Below are 17886 nucleotides of genomic sequence, written 5' to 3'. Positions count from 1 at the left end.
GCGGGGGGGGGGCGGGTGGGGGGGCGCCGGGGGCCGCCGGCGGCCCCCGGGCGCCGGGGGCCCCCCCCCCCCCGCGGGGGGGGGGGGGGGGGGGCCGGTGCGCCCCCCCCCCCCCACACCGGGGCACATCACATCTGGGACATCTCTCCATGCGCAAGAAGACCTTCGCCGCGGCGGCGCTGCTCGCCGCCGCCACCCTGACCCTCTCCGCCTGCGGCAGCGGCGGTGACAGCGACAAGCCCGTCACCGTGGTCTCCGAGGACACCGGCCAGCAGGCGGCCACCGTTCTCGACAAGCCGTTCGAGAAGCCGGACCTGGTCCTCACCGACACCCGGGGCAAGCAGTACGACCTCCGCGAGCAGACCGCCGGCAAGCCCACCCTGGTCTACTTCGGCTACACCCACTGCCCCGACGTGTGCCCGCTGACCATGAACAACATCGCCGTGGCCAAGAAGCAGCTGTCCCGGGCCGAGCAGGACAAGCTGCGCATCGTGTTCGTCACCACCGACCCCGAGCGGGACACCCCCGCCGCGCTCGGCAAGTGGCTCCAGGGCATCGATCCCCAGATCATCGGCCTGACCGGCGACTTCGCCACCATCCAGGCCGGCGCCCGCACCCTCGGCATCTCCATCGACCCGCCGGCCAAGGACAAGGACGGCAACGTCGTCTCGACCCACGGCACCCAGGTCATCGCCTTTTCCCCGAAGACCGACGGCGGCTACGTCCTCTACGGCGAGGACGCCACCGTCGACGACTACACCAAGGACCTCCCCAAGCTGGTCAAGGGGGAGAACCCGTGAGGGGCCGCCCCGCCCTGGCAGCCGCGGCGGTGATCGGCGCCCTGGTCCTCGCGGGCTGCGGCGACTCCGGCTCCGGCGGTGCCCCGGCCGCCGAACTCTCCGTCGACGCCGCCTACATACCGCAGCCGGTCTCCGACACCATGGCCGCCGGCTTCCTCACCATCACCAACAAGGGCGACGCCGAGGACGAGCTGACGTCCGTCACCAGCGCGGCCGGCGAGGTCACCGTCCACGAGACCGCCGGCGGCACGATGAAGCAGGTCGACCGCCTGCCCGTGCCCGCGCACGGCGAACTCGTGCTGGAGAGCGGCGGCAACCACCTGATGTTCGAAAAGCTGAAGCACCGGCCCGAACAGGGTGAGACGGTCTCCATCGAGCTCCACTTCAGCCACTCCGACCCCGTCACGGTCGAGATGCCGGTGAAACCGGCAACGTACCGGCCCACCGCCGGACACACCGGACACTGAGGGAGGGACCACGTTGACCCGGACCACCGCCCCGCGCCTGCGGACCCTGGTGCTGCTGCTCCTGGCCGCGGCCTGCGCGCTGCTCACCGCCGCCGGCCCGGCCTCCGCGCACGCCGCGCTGACCGGCAGCGACCCCCGGCAGGGGGCGGTGGTCGACAAGGCCCCGGCCCAGGTGTCGCTCACCTTCTCCGAGGCGGTCTCCCTGGACGACGACTCGCTGCGCGTCCTCGACCCCAAGGGCCAACGCGTCGACGACGGCCGCCCCGCCGGCGCGGGCGGCACCACGTACGCCGTGAAACTGCACGCGGGCCTGCCCGACGGCACCTACACGGTGGCCTACCAGGTCGTCTCCGCCGACAGCCACCCGGTCTCCGGCGCCTACACCTTCTCCATCGGCGCCCCCTCACAGACCTCCGTCTCGGTCGACGGACAGAAAGCGGGCGGTGGCATCGTCGGCCTGCTGTACGGCGTCGGACGGTACGTGTCCTACGCCGGGTTCGTCGTCCTGGCCGGCGGCGCCGCCTTCGTCCTCGCCTGCTGGCCGCGCGGCTCCGGAGTACGGCCCCTGCAACGGCTCGTCGTCTCGGGGTGGCTCGCGCTGACCGCCGCCACCCTCCTGCTGCTCCTGCTGCGCGGTTCCTACACCGGCTCCGGGAAGGCCGGCGACGTCTTCGACCTGAGCCTGCTCGGGCAGGTCCTGGGGACGAAGAGCGGTGCCTCACTGGTCTCGCGGCTGCTGCTGCTCGCCGCGGCGGCACTGTTCATCGCCGTCCTCTTCGGCGCCTACGACAAGCGCGAGGACGAGGAGAAGCGGGACCTAACCTTCGGGCTCGCGGCCGGCGGGACCGTCGTGGCCGCCGGGCTCGCGGCGACCTGGGCGCTGTCCGAGCACGCCTCCGTCGGCCTCCAGGCCGGCCTCGCCATGCCGGTCGACGTCGTCCACCTGCTGGCCGTCGCCGGCTGGCTCGGCGGACTCACCGCCCTGATCGTCGCCCTGTACCGGGCGCCCGCCGACACCCCCGTCCCCGCCTCCGCCGTACGCCGCTTCTCCCGCATCGCCTTCGGCAGCGTGGTCGCGCTCGTGGTGACCGGCGTCTACCAGTCCTGGCGCCAGCTCGGCTCCTGGTCCGCCTTCACCGACACCCGCTACGGGCAACTGCTCCTCGTCAAGATCGCTCTCGTGGCGGTGATGGTCGGCATCGCCTACCTCTCGCGGCGCTGGACCGCACAGCTGGCCCGGACGGCGTCCGCCGTCGCCCCGCAGCGGGAGAAGGAGCAGGTCGGCGTGGGCGGCGGCCGTGAGAAGGAGACGACGGGCGGCTCCGGGGCGTCGAAGGCGTCCGGGGCGTCCAAGGGCTCCGGGGCGTCCAAGGGCTCCGGCGATTCCCGGCGTGCCGCCCAGCTCGCCCGGCAGCGGGCCGCCATGGACACCGCCCGGCAGAAGCGACTGCGGGACGCCGACCCCCACCGCCTCGGCCTGCGCCGGTCCGTCCTCGCCGAGGCGGGCATCGCCGTCGTCCTGCTCGCCGTCACCACCGTGCTGACCCAGACCGAACCCGGACGCACCGAGCAGGAAGCCCGGGCCGCCGGCCGGTCCGCCGCCTCCTCGTCCACCGCCGCGTCCGGAGCCGTGACCCTGGACATGCCCTTCGACACCGGAAGCGCGAACGGCAAGGGCGTCGTACGGATCGAGCTCGACCCCGCACGGGTCGGCGACAACGACCTGCACCTCTACGTCGAGGACGCGGACGGCCGCGCCTTCGACATCCCCGAGGTCAAGATCGCCTTCACCCTGGAGGCCAAGGACCTCGGCCCCCTGCCCGTCGTCCCCGACCACATCACCACCGGACACTGGTCGGCGAGCGGAGTGCAGCTCCCGATGGCCGGCGACTGGAAGGTCGCCGTCACCGTACGCACCTCCGACATCGACCAGGTGACCCTCTCCAAGAACACGCAGATCGGCTGAACCGCACCATGGCTGACCAGTCCATCCCGGAGACCCGCACCCCGGAGACGACGCCCGGGACACCCGCCGGACCCGGACCGCACGAGGCCGGCGACGCCGCCCCCCGCGGGGGCATCTCACGGCGCCGGCTCCTCGGCACCGCCGGTGCCACCGGGCTCGTTCTGGGCGCGGCAGGCGGCGCCGTGGGGTATGCCGCCGCACCCTCCTCCGCGGCCACGCCGCTCACCTCGGTGGGCGGCGGGCAGGTGATGTTTCACGGGAAACATCAGCCCGGCATCACCACCACGATGCAGGCCCGCGGGCACCTCGTCGCCTTCGACCTGAAGCCGGGCGCCGGGCGCAAGGAGGCCGCCGCGCTGCTGCGCCGCTGGTCCGACACCGCCCGGCGGCTGATGGCGGGCGAACCGGCCGGAACCGGTGACACGGACGTCGCGCGGGACGCGGGGCCCTCCTCACTGACCGTCACCTTCGGCTTCGGCCACAGCTTCTTCGGCCGCACCGGACTGGACCAGCAGCGCCCGGCCGCCCTCGACCCCCTGCCCGACTTCTCCTCCGACCACCTCGACAAGGCCCGCAGCAACGGTGACCTGTGGGTGCAGATCGGCGCCGACGACGCCCTGGTCGCCTTCCACGCGCTGCGCGCGATCCAGCGGGACGCCGGGTCGGCCGCCCGCATCCGCTGGCAGATGAACGGCTTCAACCGCTCACCGGGCGCCACCGCCCACCCCATGACCACACGGAACCTCATGGGCCAGATCGACGGCACCCGCAACCCCAAGCCGGCCGACACCGACTTCGACAAGCGGATCTTCGTGCCCGAGAAGGGCGAACCCGCATGGATGGCGAACGGCTCCTATGCCGTCGTACGCCGGATCCGCATGCTCCTCGACGACTGGGAGAAGCTCTCCGGCACGGCACAGGAGGACGTCATCGGACGCCGCAAGTCCGACGGCGCCCCTCTGTCCGGGGGCACCGAGACGACCGAGATGGACCTGGAGAAGACGGACGGGACCGGAAAACTGGTCGTTCCGATCAACGCACACGCACGCATCACCCGCCCCGACCAGAACGGCGGCGCCACCCTGCTCCGCCGCCCGTTCTCGTACCACGACGGCTTCGACACCGACGGCGCTCCCGACGCCGGTCTCCTCTTCGTCTGCTGGCAGGCCGACCCCCTGCGCGGCTTCGTCCCGGTACAGCGCAAGCTGGACCGCGGGGACGCGCTGTCGCAGTTCATCCGGCACGAGGCCAGCGGTCTGTTCGCCGTGCCGGGCGGGGCCGCGGAGGGCGAGTACGTCGGGCAGCGGCTGCTGGAGGGATGACCCGTCGCGTAGAGGCGCCGCCCCGTGGGGTGACGGGCCGGGGAGGCGTGCTCCGCGTCCGGCAAGGCCATTAAGGTGAGGCTCATGCCCGCCAGTTACGCGTATCTCGGTCCCGAAGGCACGTTCACCGAGGTCGCCCTGCGCACCCTTCCCGAGGCGGCCACCCGGGAACTGGTCCCCTACGTCTCCGTCCAGTCCGCGCTCGACGCCGTGCGCGCCGGCGAGGCGGAGGCCGCGTTCGTGCCGATCGAGAACTCCGTCGAGGGCGGCATCACCACCACCCTCGATGAGCTGGTCGCCGGCCAGCCCTTGATGATCTACCGCGAAGTGCTGCTGTCCATCACCTTCGCGCTGCTGGTCCGCCCCGGCACCAAGCTGTCGGACGTCAAGACGGTCACCGCCCACCCCGCCGCCCAGCCCCAGGTGCGCAACTGGCTCAAGGCGCACCTGCCCCACGTGGCCTGGGAATCGGCCGCCTCCAACGCCGACGGCGCGCGTCTCGTGCAGGAGGGCCGGTACGACGCCGCCTTCGCCGGCGAGTTCGCCGCGGAACGGTACGGCCTGGAGGTCCTCGAGTCCGAGATCCACGACGCGGAGAACGCCCAGACACGGTTCGTGCTCGTGGGCCGCCCCGCCCGGCCCGCGGCGCCCACCGGCGCGGACAAGACGTCCGTCGTGCTCTGGCAGCGCGACGACCACCCCGGCGGGCTGCGCGACCTGCTGGGCGAGTTCGCCACCCGGGGCATCAACCTGATGCTTCTCCAGTCCCGGCCCACCGGCGCCGGCATCGGCAACTACTGCTTCTGCATCGACGCCGAGGGGCACATCTCCGACCGGCGGGTGGCCGAGGCCCTGATGGGTCTGAAGCGCATCTGTCTTCAGGTGCGCTACCTGGGGTCGTATCCGCGCGCGGAGGTCGATCCGTCGGACGTGGCGCCCCTGCGGCGGGGAACCTCGGACGAGGAGTTCACCGCGGCGGCCGACTGGGTGGCGCGGTGCCAGGACGGCCGTTTCTGACCGGTCGTACCTGCCGATATTCGTTATCCACAGAAGTTATCCACAGGTCAGCTTCTCGACCTGGGGACAAGTCGACAACGAAACGCCCTTCGGTCGACAAATCACCCTACGGGCACCCACTTCGTCCACAGGGGCCCAGGTCACCCTTCGGCCACCTGTTTCTTGCCCTCCCTCCTCCGGAGTGACCCGTTTCCACTCGAAAGTGAGCCTCCAGAGGGTTTGACACAGGAATTCCTCGCCCGGCATGCCCTCATGCGCCCGAATAGGAGTGATCACTTCCGGAGTCCACAGATCTTTCGCACAGCCTGTGGATAACTTTTCCCGAGGCGCGCAACCTGTGGACAGCCGAACCACCAAGTCCCGTTCCACGCAAGGAAGTCCAGTCAACCCGAGGTCGGTCGCCTGCATCGTTCCAGGGAATGGGACGCCTTTTATTGACAGGCCCGACAGGCGGGAACACAAGGCACCATTTCCCCCATAGCGGAGCGCGCGGAACGCCGACGGCAATAGTGAGTCGTGAGCCGTCACCGCGCACCGGTAGCCTTGACCGCGTGATTGACCTTCGCCTGCTCCGTGAGGACCCCGACCGTGTGCGCGCGTCGCAGCGCGCCCGTGGAGAGGACGTCGCGCTCGTCGACTCTCTCCTGTCTGCCGACGAGCGGCGCAGGTCGTCCGGCGTCCGCTTCGACGAGCTGCGCGCCGAGCAGAAGGGCCTCGGCAAGCTCATCGGCAAGGCCGCCGGGGACGAGAAGGCCGAGCTGCTGAAGCGCGCGAGCCAGCTCGCCGCCGACGTCAAGGCCGCCGACGCCGAGCGCGACGCCGCCGACGCCGAGACCCAGGAGCTGCTCCAGCGGCTCGGCAACCTCGTCCACCCCGACGTGCCCGTCGGCGGCGAGGAGGACTTCGTCACGCTGGAGACGCACGGCACGCACCGCGACTTCGCGGCCGAGGGCTTCGAGCCCCGCGACCACCTGGAGCTGGGCCAGCTGCTCGGCGCCATCGACGTCGAGCGCGGCGCCAAGGTCTCCGGCTCGCGCTTCTACTTCCTGACCGGCGTCGGCGCGCTCCTGGAGCTCGCCCTCGTCAACGCGGCGATCGCCCAGGCCACGGCGGCCGGCTTCACGCCGATGCTGACCCCGGCGCTGGTGCGCCCGCAGTCGATGGCCGGCACCGGCTTCCTCGGCCAGGCCGCCCAGGACGTCTACCACCTCGACAAGGACGACCTGTACCTGGTCGGCACGTCCGAGGTGCCGCTCGCCGCGTACCACATGGACGAGATCCTGGACGCCGACCGGCTGCCGCTGCGATACGCCGGCTTCTCGCCCTGCTTCCGCCGCGAGGCGGGCTCGCACGGCAAGGACACCCGGGGCATCTTCCGCGTGCACCAGTTCGACAAGGTCGAGATGTTCTCCTACGTCCTCCCCGAGGACTCGCAGGCCGAGCACCAGCGCCTGCTGGAGTGGGAGAAGCAGTGGCTGACGTCGCTCGAACTGCCGTTCCGGGTGATCGACGTGGCCTCCGGTGACCTGGGTGCCTCGGCCTCGCGCAAGTACGACTGCGAGGCGTGGATCCCGACGCAGGGCAAGTACCGCGAGCTGACCTCGACCTCGGACTGCACCGAGTTCCAGTCCCGCCGCCTGTCGATCCGCGTCCGCGAGGACAAGAAGGTGCGTCCGCTGGCGACGCTCAACGGCACGCTGTGCGCCGTGCCGCGCACGATCGTGGCGATCCTGGAGAACCACCAGCAGGCCGACGGCTCGGTGCGCGTGCCCGAGGTGCTGCGTCCGTACCTGGGCGGCCGGGAGGTCCTGGAGCCGGTGGCCAAGTGAGTGACACCGGTTCCGCCGCAGGGCCCGACACCGGTTCCGCCGGGGGGTTCCCGTACCGGCTGATCGCCACCGACCTCGACGGCACGCTGCTGCGCAGTGACGACACGGTCTCCTCGCGCACCCGTGAGGCGCTCGCCGCGGCCACCGCGGCGGGCGCGGCCCACATCGTGGTGACCGGGCGTGCGGTGCCGTGGACCCGGCACATACTGGACGACCTGGGCTATGACGGCCTCGCCGTCTGCGGTCAGGGCGCGCAGGTGTACCACGCCGGGGAGCACCGGCTGCTGACCTCGGTGACGCTGGACCGCCAGCTGGCCGGGGTGGCGCTGGCCAAGATCGAGGCGGAGACCGGTCCGCTGTACCTGGCGGCCAGCCGCGACGGCCTGGAGGGCGACGTCCTGGTCGGGCCGGGATACGCGGTCGGCGGTCACCTTCCGGCGGTTCCGTTCACCGACGCGTCGGACCTGTGGTCCGCTCCGCTGAACAAGATCTACATCCAGCATCCGACGCTGTCGGACGACGAGCTGGCGGAGGCCGCCCGGCAGGCCGCGGGCGGTTTCGTCACGGTCGTCATGGCCGGTGCCGGTGTCGTCGAGCTTCTTCCGCTGGGCCTGTCGAAGGCGACGGGCCTGTCCCTGGCGGCCCGCCGCCTTGGGCTGAAGGCGGCGGACACGATCGCCTTCGGCGACATGCCCAACGACATCCCGATGTTCGGCTGGGCGGCCCGGGGCGTGGCGATGGCCAACGCCCACGAGGAGCTGAAGGCCGTGGCCGACGAGGTGACGACCTCGAACGACGAGGACGGGATCGCCGTGGTGCTGGAGCGATTGGCGCTCTGACGGCGGCCCGACGGCCGGCCCGGACTTCTGGGACCGCGGCTTCTGAGCCACGGTCCGGACGGCGCCGGCGTCCCCGTCGGTCGGCCCACGCGAGGCGTCTCGCGTGCTCGAAGCGGCCGCCGATTCGCCGGCGCCGTCCGGCTTCGTGCATCCCCCACAGTGCCGGTACGGCAAGCCGGGTGCCACCGATTAAAAGCGGACGTACGGCGCCTTACCGCCTGCGTCCCCGTCAGGACCGGGACCCGGTCACTCCTCCCCCGCGAGCGTCAGCGACCGGAGCTTCTGGCCTGCGTACCAGGTCGCGAGCACGGTGACCGCGACCAGCAGCACCGTCGCGGTCGGCAGACCCACGTCGGAGGTCACCAGGTTGCCGTCGGCGACCTTCTGGGCCACGGCCAGCGACCACTGCTGGACGCTCAGGGTGCGGGCGCCGGGCACCAGGGAGCCGAACAGGGCCTCCCAGACGAGGGCGTAGACGAGCCCGAAGACCACCGCGTGCCGGGACACCGTGCCCAGCAGCAGGAAGAGGGCGGCGTAGGCGATGGAGGCGACCAGCGCGGCGATCGTGTAGGCGACGGCGACCTGCTGGCCGTTGCCGTTGAGGATCAGTCCGGCGAGCAGCGTGGGCACGGCGGAGAAGACCATGGTCATGGCGATGGCGACGATCAGCTTGGTGAAGATGATCGTCGGCCGCTTGATGGGCTTGGACAGCAGGTACACGACCGAGCCGTCGTCGATCTCGGGGCCGATGGCACCGGTCCCGGCGATGACGCCGATGATCGGCACCATGGTGGCGAGCGCGAACCCGCCGAGCACGTCGGACGCCGTCTGGTCGTCGGCTCCGGTGAGGGCCCGCACCGCCACGGCGATGACGAGCAGCAGCAGGGGGAGCGCGCCGAGGATGAGGGCCCGGCGGCGGCCGAGCAGGGCTCGGTAGGTGAGCCGGGCGACTGTGGGGTCGTACATTCTTCGGCCTCCTACGCCGCGACGAGATACGAGAAGACGGACTCGAGGGACTCGTCGGACGGCGAGACCGTGAGCAGCCGGATGCCGTGGTCGCGGGCGACCTTGGGCAGCAGGGCCGTGAACCGGGGGAAGTCGACGGCCTGGATGCGCAGGGCGCCCTCGGCGTGGTCGACCTCGATGCCGGATGTCGACGGGTCGGCGATCAGCGCCGCGGCGAGGGCCCGGTCGTCGCTGGAGCGCACCAGGTAGCGGTGCGGCCGGTCGGTCATCAGGCGGCGGATCTTGCGGAAGTCACCGCTGGCCGCGTGGCGTCCGGCGACGATGACCTCGATGTGCCAGGCGAGCTGTTCGACCTCCTCGAGGATGTGCGAGGAGAACAGCACGGTGCGGCCCTCGTCGCCCATGCGGCGCAGCAGGTCCATCAGCTGCATGCGCTGGCGCGGGTCCATGCCGTTGAACGGCTCGTCGAGCAGGAGCAGCGAGGGCTGGTGGACGAGGGCGGAGGCCATCTTCACGCGCTGCCGCATGCCCTTGGAGTACGTGGCGATCTTGCGGTCCTGCGCGTAGGCCATCTCGACCGTGGCGAGCGCCTGGTCGGCCGCCTTGGCGCCGAGGCCGTGCAGTTCGGCGTTGGCGAGGACGAACTCGCGGCCGGTGAGGAAGTCGTACATCGCCTCCCGTTCGGGGACGACGCCGATGTGCCGGTAGATGGACTCGTTGCGCCAGACCTGCTGTCCGTCGAGGGTGACGGTGCCGGTGGAGGGGGCGAGGAAGCCGCCCATCATGTTGATGAGGGTGGACTTCCCGGCGCCGTTGGGGCCGAGGAGGCCGGTGACGCCGGGGCCGATCGTCATGGTGATGTCGTTGACGGCGACCACGTTGCCGAACCAGCGGGAGACGTGGTCGATGGTGAGCGTGGTCACAGTCCCACCTTCTTGTAGCGGCGCAGCAGGAGGCCGTAGGCGCCGGCGATCAGGCCCAGGGTGACGAGGACGTACACCGCGCCCTCCGCGGTGCTCGGCCCGCTTCCGCCGGGGAAGGAGGACGTGGCGCCCAGGAAGGCGGACTGCACGCCGTCGATGAGGGTGATCGGTGAGAACAGGCCGATCCAGGCGATGGCGCCGGGGCTGTCCTGGACCTCCGCGATGGCCTGGAGCGTGGAGACGGCGCCGTAGGTGATGGTCAGGACGGCGATGACGGCGGCGATGCCGAAGCCGCGGCGCGGGGTGACCGAGGCGACGACCAGGCCGAGGCCGGCGAAGAGCAGCGAGAGCAGTGCCACGGAGACGAGTCCCTGTGCGAACCCCTTGGTCTGGTCCGCGAAGTCGAGTTTGGCGAGCAGGGCGCCCACGTAGAGCACCAGCAGGGGCGCGGCGGTGAGGATGAAGAGGGCCGAGGCCAGTGCCGCGTACTTGGCTCGGACGTAGTCGGCGGTCTCGATGGGCCGCGAGAAGTAGAGCGGCACGGTCTTGAAGCGCAGGTCGCGCGAGACGGACTGGGGTGCCTGGGCGGCGACGTAGAGGCTGATGACGGCCTGGAGGACGATCGCGTAGCGCGTGTAGCCCAGGGGCAGGTCGTCGGCCTTGGTGGCGACGGCGACGGCGACCATGATGCCGGCGGGCAGGCACATCACCACGAACAGGAGCATCGGCAGGACCTTGGACTTGGCCGAGCGGCCGAGGCCGTAGGCGCCGCGCAGGGACTGCGAGTACAGGGAGCGGCGGGCGTAGGCGCGGCCGAGGCGGGGGCCGTCGTAGCTGCGGTAGCCGATGTTGTGGATGCGGGTCTGGTCGCCCGGCATCGTGGCCGGTGCGGGCAGGGGCTGTTCAGTTGCCATGTCCGACCGCCTCCTTCCGTGCTGCGTCGCTGTCCGTGAAGACCTCCGAGATGTGGTGCCTGCGCTGCTCCATGCGCACCAGGCCGAGGCCGAGGTCCGCGATCACGTCCCGGACGAGGTCGTACGTCTCGTCGCCCGACGCGCTGAGCAGCAGGACGTGGCCGGCGCCGGGCAAACCGCTGCCGTCCTCGGTGGTCACCCCGCGCGCGTGGAGCGCGTCGCGCACCGCACGGGTGCCGTCGGGGTGCTCGTCGGTGTCGGTGACCTCGATCGCGAGGGTCGTCGTGGTCTGGGTGAAATCGGTGGTGGAGCTGGAGCGCAGCAGCTTGCCGCCGTCGACGACGACCACGTGGTCGCAGGTGCGTTCCAGTTCGCCGAGCAGGTGGGAGGTGACGAGAACCGAGATGCCGAAGTCGGTGTGGACGCGGCGGATGAGGCCGAGCATCTCGTCGCGGCCGACCGGGTCGAGGCCGTTGGTCGGCTCGTCCAGGAAGACCAGTTGCGGGTCGTGGACGAGGGCCTGGGCGAGCTTCACGCGCTGCTTCATGCCGGTCGAGTAGCCGCCGATGGGGCGGTAGCGCTCCTCGTACAGGCCGACGTGGCGCAGTGTGTCGGCGGTCCGTTCGCGGGCGGCGGTCGGCGGCAGGCCGGACATGCGTGCCATGTGGACGACGAACTCGGTGGCCGAGACGTCGGGTGGCAGGCAGTCGTGTTCCGGCATGTAGCCGACCCGCTCGCGGATGTCGGCGCCCTTGGTGGCGACGTCGAGGCCGAGCACTTCGGCCCGGCCCTCGGTGGCGGGAGACAGACCCAGCAGGATCTTGATCAGGGTGGACTTGCCGGCGCCGTTGGCACCCACGAGTCCGGTCACACCGGGTCCGATGTCCACGGAGAGCCGGTCGAGCGCGGTCACCCGGGGGAACCGCTTGCTCAGGCTTTCGGTCGCGATCACAGTCACGTCCACGACAGTAGTGACGCCCGCCACTCGGGTCGTCAGACCGGAGAGCCGTCTTGGGGTCAGACTCGAGTAGTACCGGCCCGTAGGGGACGCCGTACCCGAGGGGCACGGCGCTGGCTCCGGGGCCCGCACCGTGACGCCCTATTGACGCTCGGTCTAACAACTGGGAGATTCGGCGGCGTCACGGGACGAGCGAGCAGGGCGGTCGGCGGGGGCGGCCGGGACGGGTGGCACGCAGAGCGCCTTCTGACTGGACGACGATCTGCCGCACGTGCGGCGCTGGGCGGAGGAGAGATGACGGTGCTGGACGGTGCGCGGGAGCGCTGGGTGCGCTCGGGCGATGTGGAGCTGTGCGTGGCCGAGCTGGGCGACCCGCGGCAGCCGACGGTCGTCCTGGTGCACGGTTACCCGGACAGCAAGGAGGTCTGGTCCGAGGTGGCCGCCCGCCTCGCCGGCCGGTTCCACGTGGTGCTCTACGACGTCCGGGGCCACGGCCGGTCCAGCGCGCCGAGCCCGCTGCGCGGCGGGTTCACGCTGGAGAAGCTGACGGACGACTTCCTGGCCGTCGCGGACGCGGTCAGCCCCGGCCGGCCCGTGCACCTGGTCGGTCACGACTGGGGCTCCGTGCAGTCGTGGGAGTTCGTCACGGTCGAGCGCACCGAGGGCCGGATCGCCTCCTTCACCTCGATGTCGGGGCCCTCGCTCGACCACTTCGGCCACTGGATCAACCGGCGGCTCAAGCGGCCCACCCCCCGCCGGGTGGGCCAGCTCCTCGGCCAGGGCGCCAAGTCCTGGTACGTCTACCTGCTGCACACGCCGGTGCTGCCCGAACTGGCCTGGCGCGGTCCGCTCGGCAAGCGCTGGCCGGGCATCCTGCGGCGCGTGGAGAAGGTGCCCGGCGGCGACTACCCGACCGCGTCCCTGCCCGCGGACGCCGCGCACGGGGCCTGGCTGTACCGGGACAACGTCCGGCCCCGGCTGCGGCACCCGCGCGACGACGCCTACGCCCATGTGCCCGTCCAGCTCGTCACGCCCCTCGGTGACGCGTTCCTGTCGGAGCGGCTCTACGACGGACTGGAGCAGTGGGCGCCGCGGCTCACCCGCCGCACCCTGCCCGCCAAGCACTGGGTGCCGCGCACCCGGCCGGACCGGCTGGCGGACTGGATCACGGAGTTCGTCACCACCGTCGAGGGCGGGCGGACCGAGGTGGCGGCGAGCGGCCGGCACGCCGACCGCTTCGGCGGCCAGCTGGTCCTGGTCACCGGGGCCGGCAGCGGCATCGGACGGGCGACGGCGGTCGCGTTCGCCGAGGCCGGCGCGCGCGTGGTGGCCGTCGACCGGGACGCCGAGTCCGCGGCCCGCACCGCGGAGCTGTCCCGGCTGATCGGCGCCCGGCAGGCCTGGGCGGAGACCGCCGACGTCTCCGACGAGCAGTCCATGGAGAAGCTCGCGGCCAAGGTCGCCGCGGAGTACGGCGTGGTGGACGTCCTCGTGAACAACGCCGGGATCGGCCTGTCGGGCTCCTTCTTCGAGACGACGCCGGAGGACTGGAAGAAGGTCCTCGACGTCAATCTGTGGGGCGTGATCCACGGCTGCCGCCTCTTCGGCCGGCAGATGGCCGAGCGGGGGCAGGGCGGCCACATCGTGAACACCGCGTCGGCCGCCGCCTTCCTGCCCTCCAGGGTGCTGCCCGCCTACAGCACCTCCAAAGCGGCCGTGCTGATGCTCAGCGAGTGCCTGCGCGCCGAACTGGCCGGGCAGGGGATCGGCGTCACGGCGATCTGCCCCGGCATCGTCAACACCAACCTCACCTCCACGGCGCGCTTCGCCGGGGTCGACGCCGGCGAGGAGAAGCGCCGGCAGCAGCGCAGCGCCCTGCTGTACGGGAAGCGCAACTACCCGCCGGAGAAGGTCGCCGACGCGATCCTGGAGGCCGTGGTGCACGACCGGGCCGTCGTCCCCGTCACGCCCGAGGCACGCGGCGCCCACCTCCTGTCCCGTTTCCTGCCGAGGGCATCGCGCAGGCTCGCCCGGGTGTCTCCGCCGCTGTAGTTTCCACAGGAACGCCCCCAAGGCCTGTGGACAACCTCATACGGCTGTGGATCAAACCTCGGCGGCAAATCGATCGCGTGATGCGTGTCCCTCTCGGCACGCTGGTCGTATGGACAGAGAACAGATGGACGACAGACGCACCGTGAAGGTGTCCAAGTACCTGTCGAAGCATCTGCGGCACCAGCCGGACCGGATCGGGCTCACGCTCGACGAGGCCGGCTGGGTCGAGATCGACACACTGATCGCCGCGGCGGCCGCGCACGGCTTCCGCTTCACCCGGCAAGAGCTGGACCACGTGGTCGCCACCAACGACAAACGGCGCTTCGCCGTCGAGGGCACCCGCATCCGGGCCAGTCAGGGCCACAGCATCGACGTGGAACTCGGGCTGCCCGCGGCGGACCCGCCTGCGTACCTCTACCACGGGACCGTGGCCGCCGCCCTCGACGCGATCCGCGCCGAGGGCCTGCGCCCCATGAACCGGCACGACGTGCACCTCTCACCGGACCGGGAGACCGCCACCCGGGTCGGTGCCCGCCGCGGCCGGCCGGTCGTGCTGTCCGTGGACGCCGGCGCCATGCACCGGGACGGCCATGTCTTCCACGTCAGCGCGAACGGGGTCTGGCTGACCAGGGCCGTCCCTCCGCGCTATCTGCGCTTCCCCGGAAAGCACTGACCCTCCGTGCCGCCGCGTGCGACGACGGCCGTGGCCGTTTCACGTGAAACCTGCTCGTCCGCTTAGGCTCGGTGGCATGAGTCTGCGTCTGAGCACCGTGATCCTCCCGTACCGCCGCTGGCACGACGGCGGCCGTTCGACCTGGACCCGTGCGGAGCAGCTCGGTTTCCACAGCGCGTACACCTACGACCACCTGTCCTGGCGGAGCTTCCGGGACGGCCCGTGGTTCGGTGCCGTGCCCACGCTGACGGCCGCCGCGGCAGTCACCGAGCGGATGCGTCTGGGCACGCTGGTGACCTCGCCGAACTTCCGGCACCCGGTGACGCTCGCCAAGGAGCTGATCTCCCTCGACGACATCTCGGGCGGCCGGGTCACCCTGGGCATAGGAGCGGGCGGAACCGGCTTCGACGCCACGGCGCTCGGCCAGGAGTCGTGGACGCCGCGCGAGCGGGCCGACCGGTTCGCCGAGTTCCTCCAGCTGCTCGACCGGCTGCTCACGGAAGAGGCGGTGTCGTACAAGGGCGACTTCTACGCGGCGCACGAGGCGCGCAACATCCCTGGCTGCGTACAGCGGCCCCGGCTGCCGTTCGCGGTGGCCGCCACCGGCCCGCGCGGGCTGCGGCTCGCCGCGCGGTACGGACAGGCATGGGTGACCACCGGCGACCCCAAGCTGTACGAGGACGGCACCCCGGAGCAGTCGGTGCGGGCCCTGCGCGGACAGGCCGAGAAGCTGGCCGACGCCTGCGCCGAGATCGGCCGCGACGTGGGTGAGCTCGACAAGGTCCTGCTCACCGGCTTCACGCCGGACCGCGGCCGGCCGCTGGAGTCCGTGGACGCGTTCGTGGACTTCGCGGGGCGCCACCGGGACCTGGGCTTCACCGAGATCGTCGTCCACTGGCCGATCCCCGGTTCGGACTTCGCGACGGACGACAAGGTCTTCGAGAAGATCGCCATGGAGGCACCGGCACAGCTGCGGTGACCGATGCGACCGACGGATCCCGCCGGGCCCGGCTGCCGGAAAGGGGATGGCACCGATGAGAGCCGTAGCTCACAGATGTGCGGACTCCCGCACGGGCGTGCGGGCATATGCGTGACAATGGCCGGGTGACCTCAGCGACCCGACAGCCCGAGACCCCGGCCGCCGCCGTGCGCCCGCGACTGATCGCCACCGACCTGGACGGCACGCTGCTGCGCGACGACAAGTCGGTCTCCCCGCGCACGGTCGCCGCCCTGGCGGCCGCCGAGAAGGCGGGGATCGAGGTCTTCTTCGTCACCGGCCGCCCCGCCCGCTGGATGGACGTCGTCAGCGAGCACGTTCACGGGCACGGCCTCGCCATCTGCGGCAACGGCGCCGCCGTGGTCGACCTGCACGGCGGCCCCGGCGCCCACCGCTTCGTGAAGGTCCGGGAGCTGGCCCGCGAGAACGCGCTGGACGCCGTACGGCTGCTGCGTGACGCGGCACCCGGCACGCTGTACGCGGTGGAGCAGACCTTCGGCTTCCACCAGGAGCCGGAGTACCCGAGGATGCACATCGAGGTGCCCGACACCCTCGCGTCGGCCGAGGAACTGCTGTCACCGGACGGGCACGCCGCCGCCGAGCCGGTGCTCAAGATCCTGGCCTTCCACCCCGACCTGGAGCCCGACGCCTTCCTCACGCTGGCCCGCATCGCCATCGGCGACCGCGCCAACGTCACCCGGTCAAGTCCCAGCGCCCTGCTGGAGATCAGCGGCCCGGAGGTCTCCAAGGCCAGCACCCTGGCCCTGTGCTGTGCCGAGCGCGGGATCTCGCACGAGGAGGTCGTCGCCTTCGGCGACATGCCGAACGACGTCGAGATGCTCACCTGGGCGGGGCAGTCCTACGCCATGGGCAACGCGCACCCGGACGTGATCGCCGCCGCGTCGGGGCGGACGGTCGCCAACAACGACGACGGGGTCGCGGTCGTGATCGAACGCCTCCTGGCGGAGAGGGCGTAGGAGCGGATCCGAGCCATGTGGTGACCCGGTCAGAGCCGCGCCCCGCGCTGTCTCAGCCACGGCACCGGGTCCAGGGCCGAGCCCATCTCAGGGGTGACCCGCACCTCGAAGTGCAGGTGCGGCCCGGTGGAATTGCCGGTGCTGCCCGACTGTCCGATCCACTGCCCCGCTGCGACCCGCTCCCCCTGGTCCACGGCGACGGCGGCGAGATGGGCGTACTGCGTGTAGTAGCCGCCCGGGTGCTGGAGCACGACCTGGATGCCGAAGGCGCCCCCGCACGCCACCTTCACCACCCGGCCCTCGCCGACCGACCGCACCGGTGTCCCGACCGGGACCGCGAAGTCCTGCCCGGTGTGGCGGTTCGCCCACCGCGCCCCGCCGCTGCCGAAGGACGCCGACAGCTCGTACGTCTCCACCGGTGTGACCCACGCCGGTGAGGAGCGTGTCCCCGGCTGGTCCAGGCGGACCGCGCCCGGGCAGGAGCCGGCCGCCACCGAGGCGTCCGCCTGCCCCTCCAGCCGGGCCCGCGCCGCCAGCAGTTTGCCCTCGATCTTCGTCTTGAGGTCCGCGAGCTCACCGTTCCGTTTCTCCAGCGCCTGCCAGGCCGCGGTCGCCCGGGCCTCGGCCGCGGCGAACCGGGCCTCGGCCCGCAGGCTCCGTCCGATGGCCGTGTCGACGGCCAGATCGGCGCGTCGCAGCGCGTGCTGACCACGCATCAGCTCGTCGGGGTCGTCGGTGAGGATCATCCGTGCGGTGAGCGGAAGGCCGCCTCCGCTCCGGTACTGGGCGCGGGCGATGCTGCCCAGGTCCTCGTGCATGGCGGCGATCTCCTGCCGCTGCTCGTCGAGCAGTTCCTCGTAGTGCTGGGCCTTCGACCGCTGCGTCTCGGCCTCGCGCCGGCCCCGCTCGTACTGCTCGGTGGCCTTGGCCGCCTCCTCGTACAGCTGTGCCACCCGCGTGCCGACGGCGGTGCCTGAGCCGCCGTCCCCGTCGGTGGCCCCGGTGGGGCGGGCGGCGAGCACGGCGAGTGCGCACAGCACCACCGGAACGAGCAGCGGATGGCGACGAGATGAGCGCATGGCAGCGATCGTGGCCCGGAAAGCCGCCCACGGTCCTGTTCACGTCGTACGGGCGGGGGACCGGTTGCTGCACACGGCCCAGCGTGCTTACTGCACATGGGGCAACA

At 71.7% G+C, this 17886-nt stretch carries 16 protein-coding genes; 11 read left to right on the top strand and 5 right to left on the bottom strand.

Going from position 1 to position 17886, the window contains the following annotated elements; all coding sequences use genetic code 11:
• Positions 1 to 149 precede the first annotated feature (149 nt).
• The 7 genes from ACIRG6_RS18485 (at position 150) to ACIRG6_RS18455 (ending at position 8240) form a co-directional block, all read left to right on the top strand.
• Complete coding sequence (locus tag ACIRG6_RS18485; RefSeq protein WP_364675285.1) at positions 150 to 800, top strand: SCO family protein; 651 nt, start codon at positions 150 to 152, stop codon at positions 798 to 800.
• Positions 797 to 1267 (top strand): copper chaperone PCu(A)C, encoded by a 471-nt coding sequence (locus ACIRG6_RS18480; protein WP_365023160.1) that lies wholly within the window; start codon positions 797 to 799, stop codon positions 1265 to 1267. The genes ACIRG6_RS18485 and ACIRG6_RS18480 overlap by 4 nt, the downstream gene beginning before the upstream one ends.
• Positions 1268 to 1280: 13 nt before the next feature.
• A complete protein-coding gene (locus tag ACIRG6_RS18475) occupies positions 1281 to 3233 on the top strand; it encodes a copper resistance CopC/CopD family protein (RefSeq protein ID WP_403323556.1) in 1953 nt (650 codons plus the stop codon).
• 8 nt (positions 3234 to 3241) lie between these two features.
• Positions 3242 to 4555 (top strand): iron uptake transporter deferrochelatase/peroxidase subunit, encoded by a 1314-nt coding sequence (gene efeB, locus ACIRG6_RS18470; RefSeq protein WP_403323554.1) that lies wholly within the window; start codon positions 3242 to 3244, stop codon positions 4553 to 4555.
• A gap of 84 nt (positions 4556 to 4639) precedes the next feature.
• The gene (gene pheA / locus ACIRG6_RS18465; protein ID WP_364675295.1) at positions 4640 to 5572 is read left to right on the top strand and encodes a prephenate dehydratase; all 933 of its coding nucleotides are present in this window, start codon (positions 4640 to 4642) and stop codon (positions 5570 to 5572) included.
• Positions 5573 to 6123: 551 nt separating this feature from the next.
• Positions 6124 to 7401, top strand: coding sequence for a serine--tRNA ligase (gene serS, locus ACIRG6_RS18460; RefSeq protein ID WP_318213530.1), 1278 nt, complete (start codon positions 6124 to 6126; stop codon positions 7399 to 7401).
• Positions 7398 to 8240, top strand: coding sequence for an HAD family hydrolase (locus ACIRG6_RS18455; RefSeq protein ID WP_364675298.1), 843 nt, complete (start codon positions 7398 to 7400; stop codon positions 8238 to 8240). The genes serS and ACIRG6_RS18455 overlap by 4 nt, the downstream gene beginning before the upstream one ends.
• Before the next feature lie 246 nt (positions 8241 to 8486).
• Here ACIRG6_RS18455 and ACIRG6_RS18450 read toward each other — a convergent pair whose 3' ends face one another.
• Genes ACIRG6_RS18450 through ACIRG6_RS18435 form a run of 4 tightly spaced genes read right to left on the bottom strand, consistent with a single transcriptional unit; the run spans position 8487 to position 11995 of the window.
• Positions 8487 to 9206: an ABC transporter permease subunit gene (locus ACIRG6_RS18450; protein ID WP_403323552.1), complete on the bottom strand. Its 720-nt coding sequence runs from the start codon at positions 9204 to 9206 to the stop codon at positions 8487 to 8489.
• Positions 9207 to 9217: 11 nt separating this feature from the next.
• Positions 9218 to 10129: an ABC transporter ATP-binding protein gene (locus ACIRG6_RS18445; protein WP_318213532.1), complete on the bottom strand. Its 912-nt coding sequence runs from the start codon at positions 10127 to 10129 to the stop codon at positions 9218 to 9220.
• Positions 10126 to 11043 (bottom strand): ABC transporter permease, encoded by a 918-nt coding sequence (locus ACIRG6_RS18440; protein WP_403323550.1) that lies wholly within the window; start codon positions 11041 to 11043, stop codon positions 10126 to 10128. Before ACIRG6_RS18440 ends, ACIRG6_RS18445 begins: the two co-directional genes overlap by 4 nt.
• Positions 11033 to 11995 carry an ABC transporter ATP-binding protein gene (locus ACIRG6_RS18435; RefSeq protein WP_239771129.1) on the bottom strand — a complete coding sequence of 321 codons (963 nt, stop codon included), beginning with the start codon at positions 11993 to 11995 and terminating at the stop codon, positions 11033 to 11035. Before ACIRG6_RS18435 ends, ACIRG6_RS18440 begins: the two co-directional genes overlap by 11 nt.
• A gap of 300 nt (positions 11996 to 12295) precedes the next feature.
• Here ACIRG6_RS18435 and ACIRG6_RS18430 point away from each other — a divergent pair, with 300 nt between their 5' ends.
• The 4 genes from ACIRG6_RS18430 (at position 12296) to ACIRG6_RS18415 (ending at position 16700) form a co-directional block, all read left to right on the top strand.
• Entirely contained in the window at positions 12296 to 14053 is a 1758-nt protein-coding gene (locus ACIRG6_RS18430; protein ID WP_403323548.1) for an SDR family oxidoreductase, read from the top strand.
• 124 nt (positions 14054 to 14177) lie between these two features.
• Positions 14178 to 14726 carry an RNA 2'-phosphotransferase gene (locus ACIRG6_RS18425; protein WP_364675648.1) on the top strand — a complete coding sequence of 183 codons (549 nt, stop codon included), beginning with the start codon at positions 14178 to 14180 and terminating at the stop codon, positions 14724 to 14726.
• A 76-nt stretch (positions 14727 to 14802) separates the two neighbouring features.
• On the top strand, positions 14803 to 15705 hold the full coding sequence (locus ACIRG6_RS18420) for an LLM class flavin-dependent oxidoreductase (protein WP_364675307.1): 903 nt from the start codon (positions 14803 to 14805) through the stop codon (positions 15703 to 15705).
• Positions 15706 to 15812: 107 nt separating this feature from the next.
• Positions 15813 to 16700: an HAD hydrolase family protein gene (locus tag ACIRG6_RS18415; RefSeq protein ID WP_318213536.1), complete on the top strand. Its 888-nt coding sequence runs from the start codon at positions 15813 to 15815 to the stop codon at positions 16698 to 16700.
• 29 nt (positions 16701 to 16729) lie between these two features.
• Here ACIRG6_RS18415 and ACIRG6_RS18410 read toward each other — a convergent pair whose 3' ends face one another.
• Complete coding sequence (locus tag ACIRG6_RS18410) at positions 16730 to 17779, bottom strand: peptidoglycan DD-metalloendopeptidase family protein (protein WP_403323545.1); 1050 nt, start codon at positions 17777 to 17779, stop codon at positions 16730 to 16732.
• Between the last annotated feature and the right edge of the window lie 107 nt (positions 17780 to 17886).

This window comes from Streptomyces flaveolus (assembly GCF_044765825.1).
GTDB classification, from domain to species: domain Bacteria; phylum Actinomycetota; class Actinomycetes; order Streptomycetales; family Streptomycetaceae; genus Streptomyces; species Streptomyces flaveolus.
The sequence above is the reverse complement of the archived record's forward strand: the minus strand, read 5'-3'. Positions and strand labels throughout refer to the sequence as shown.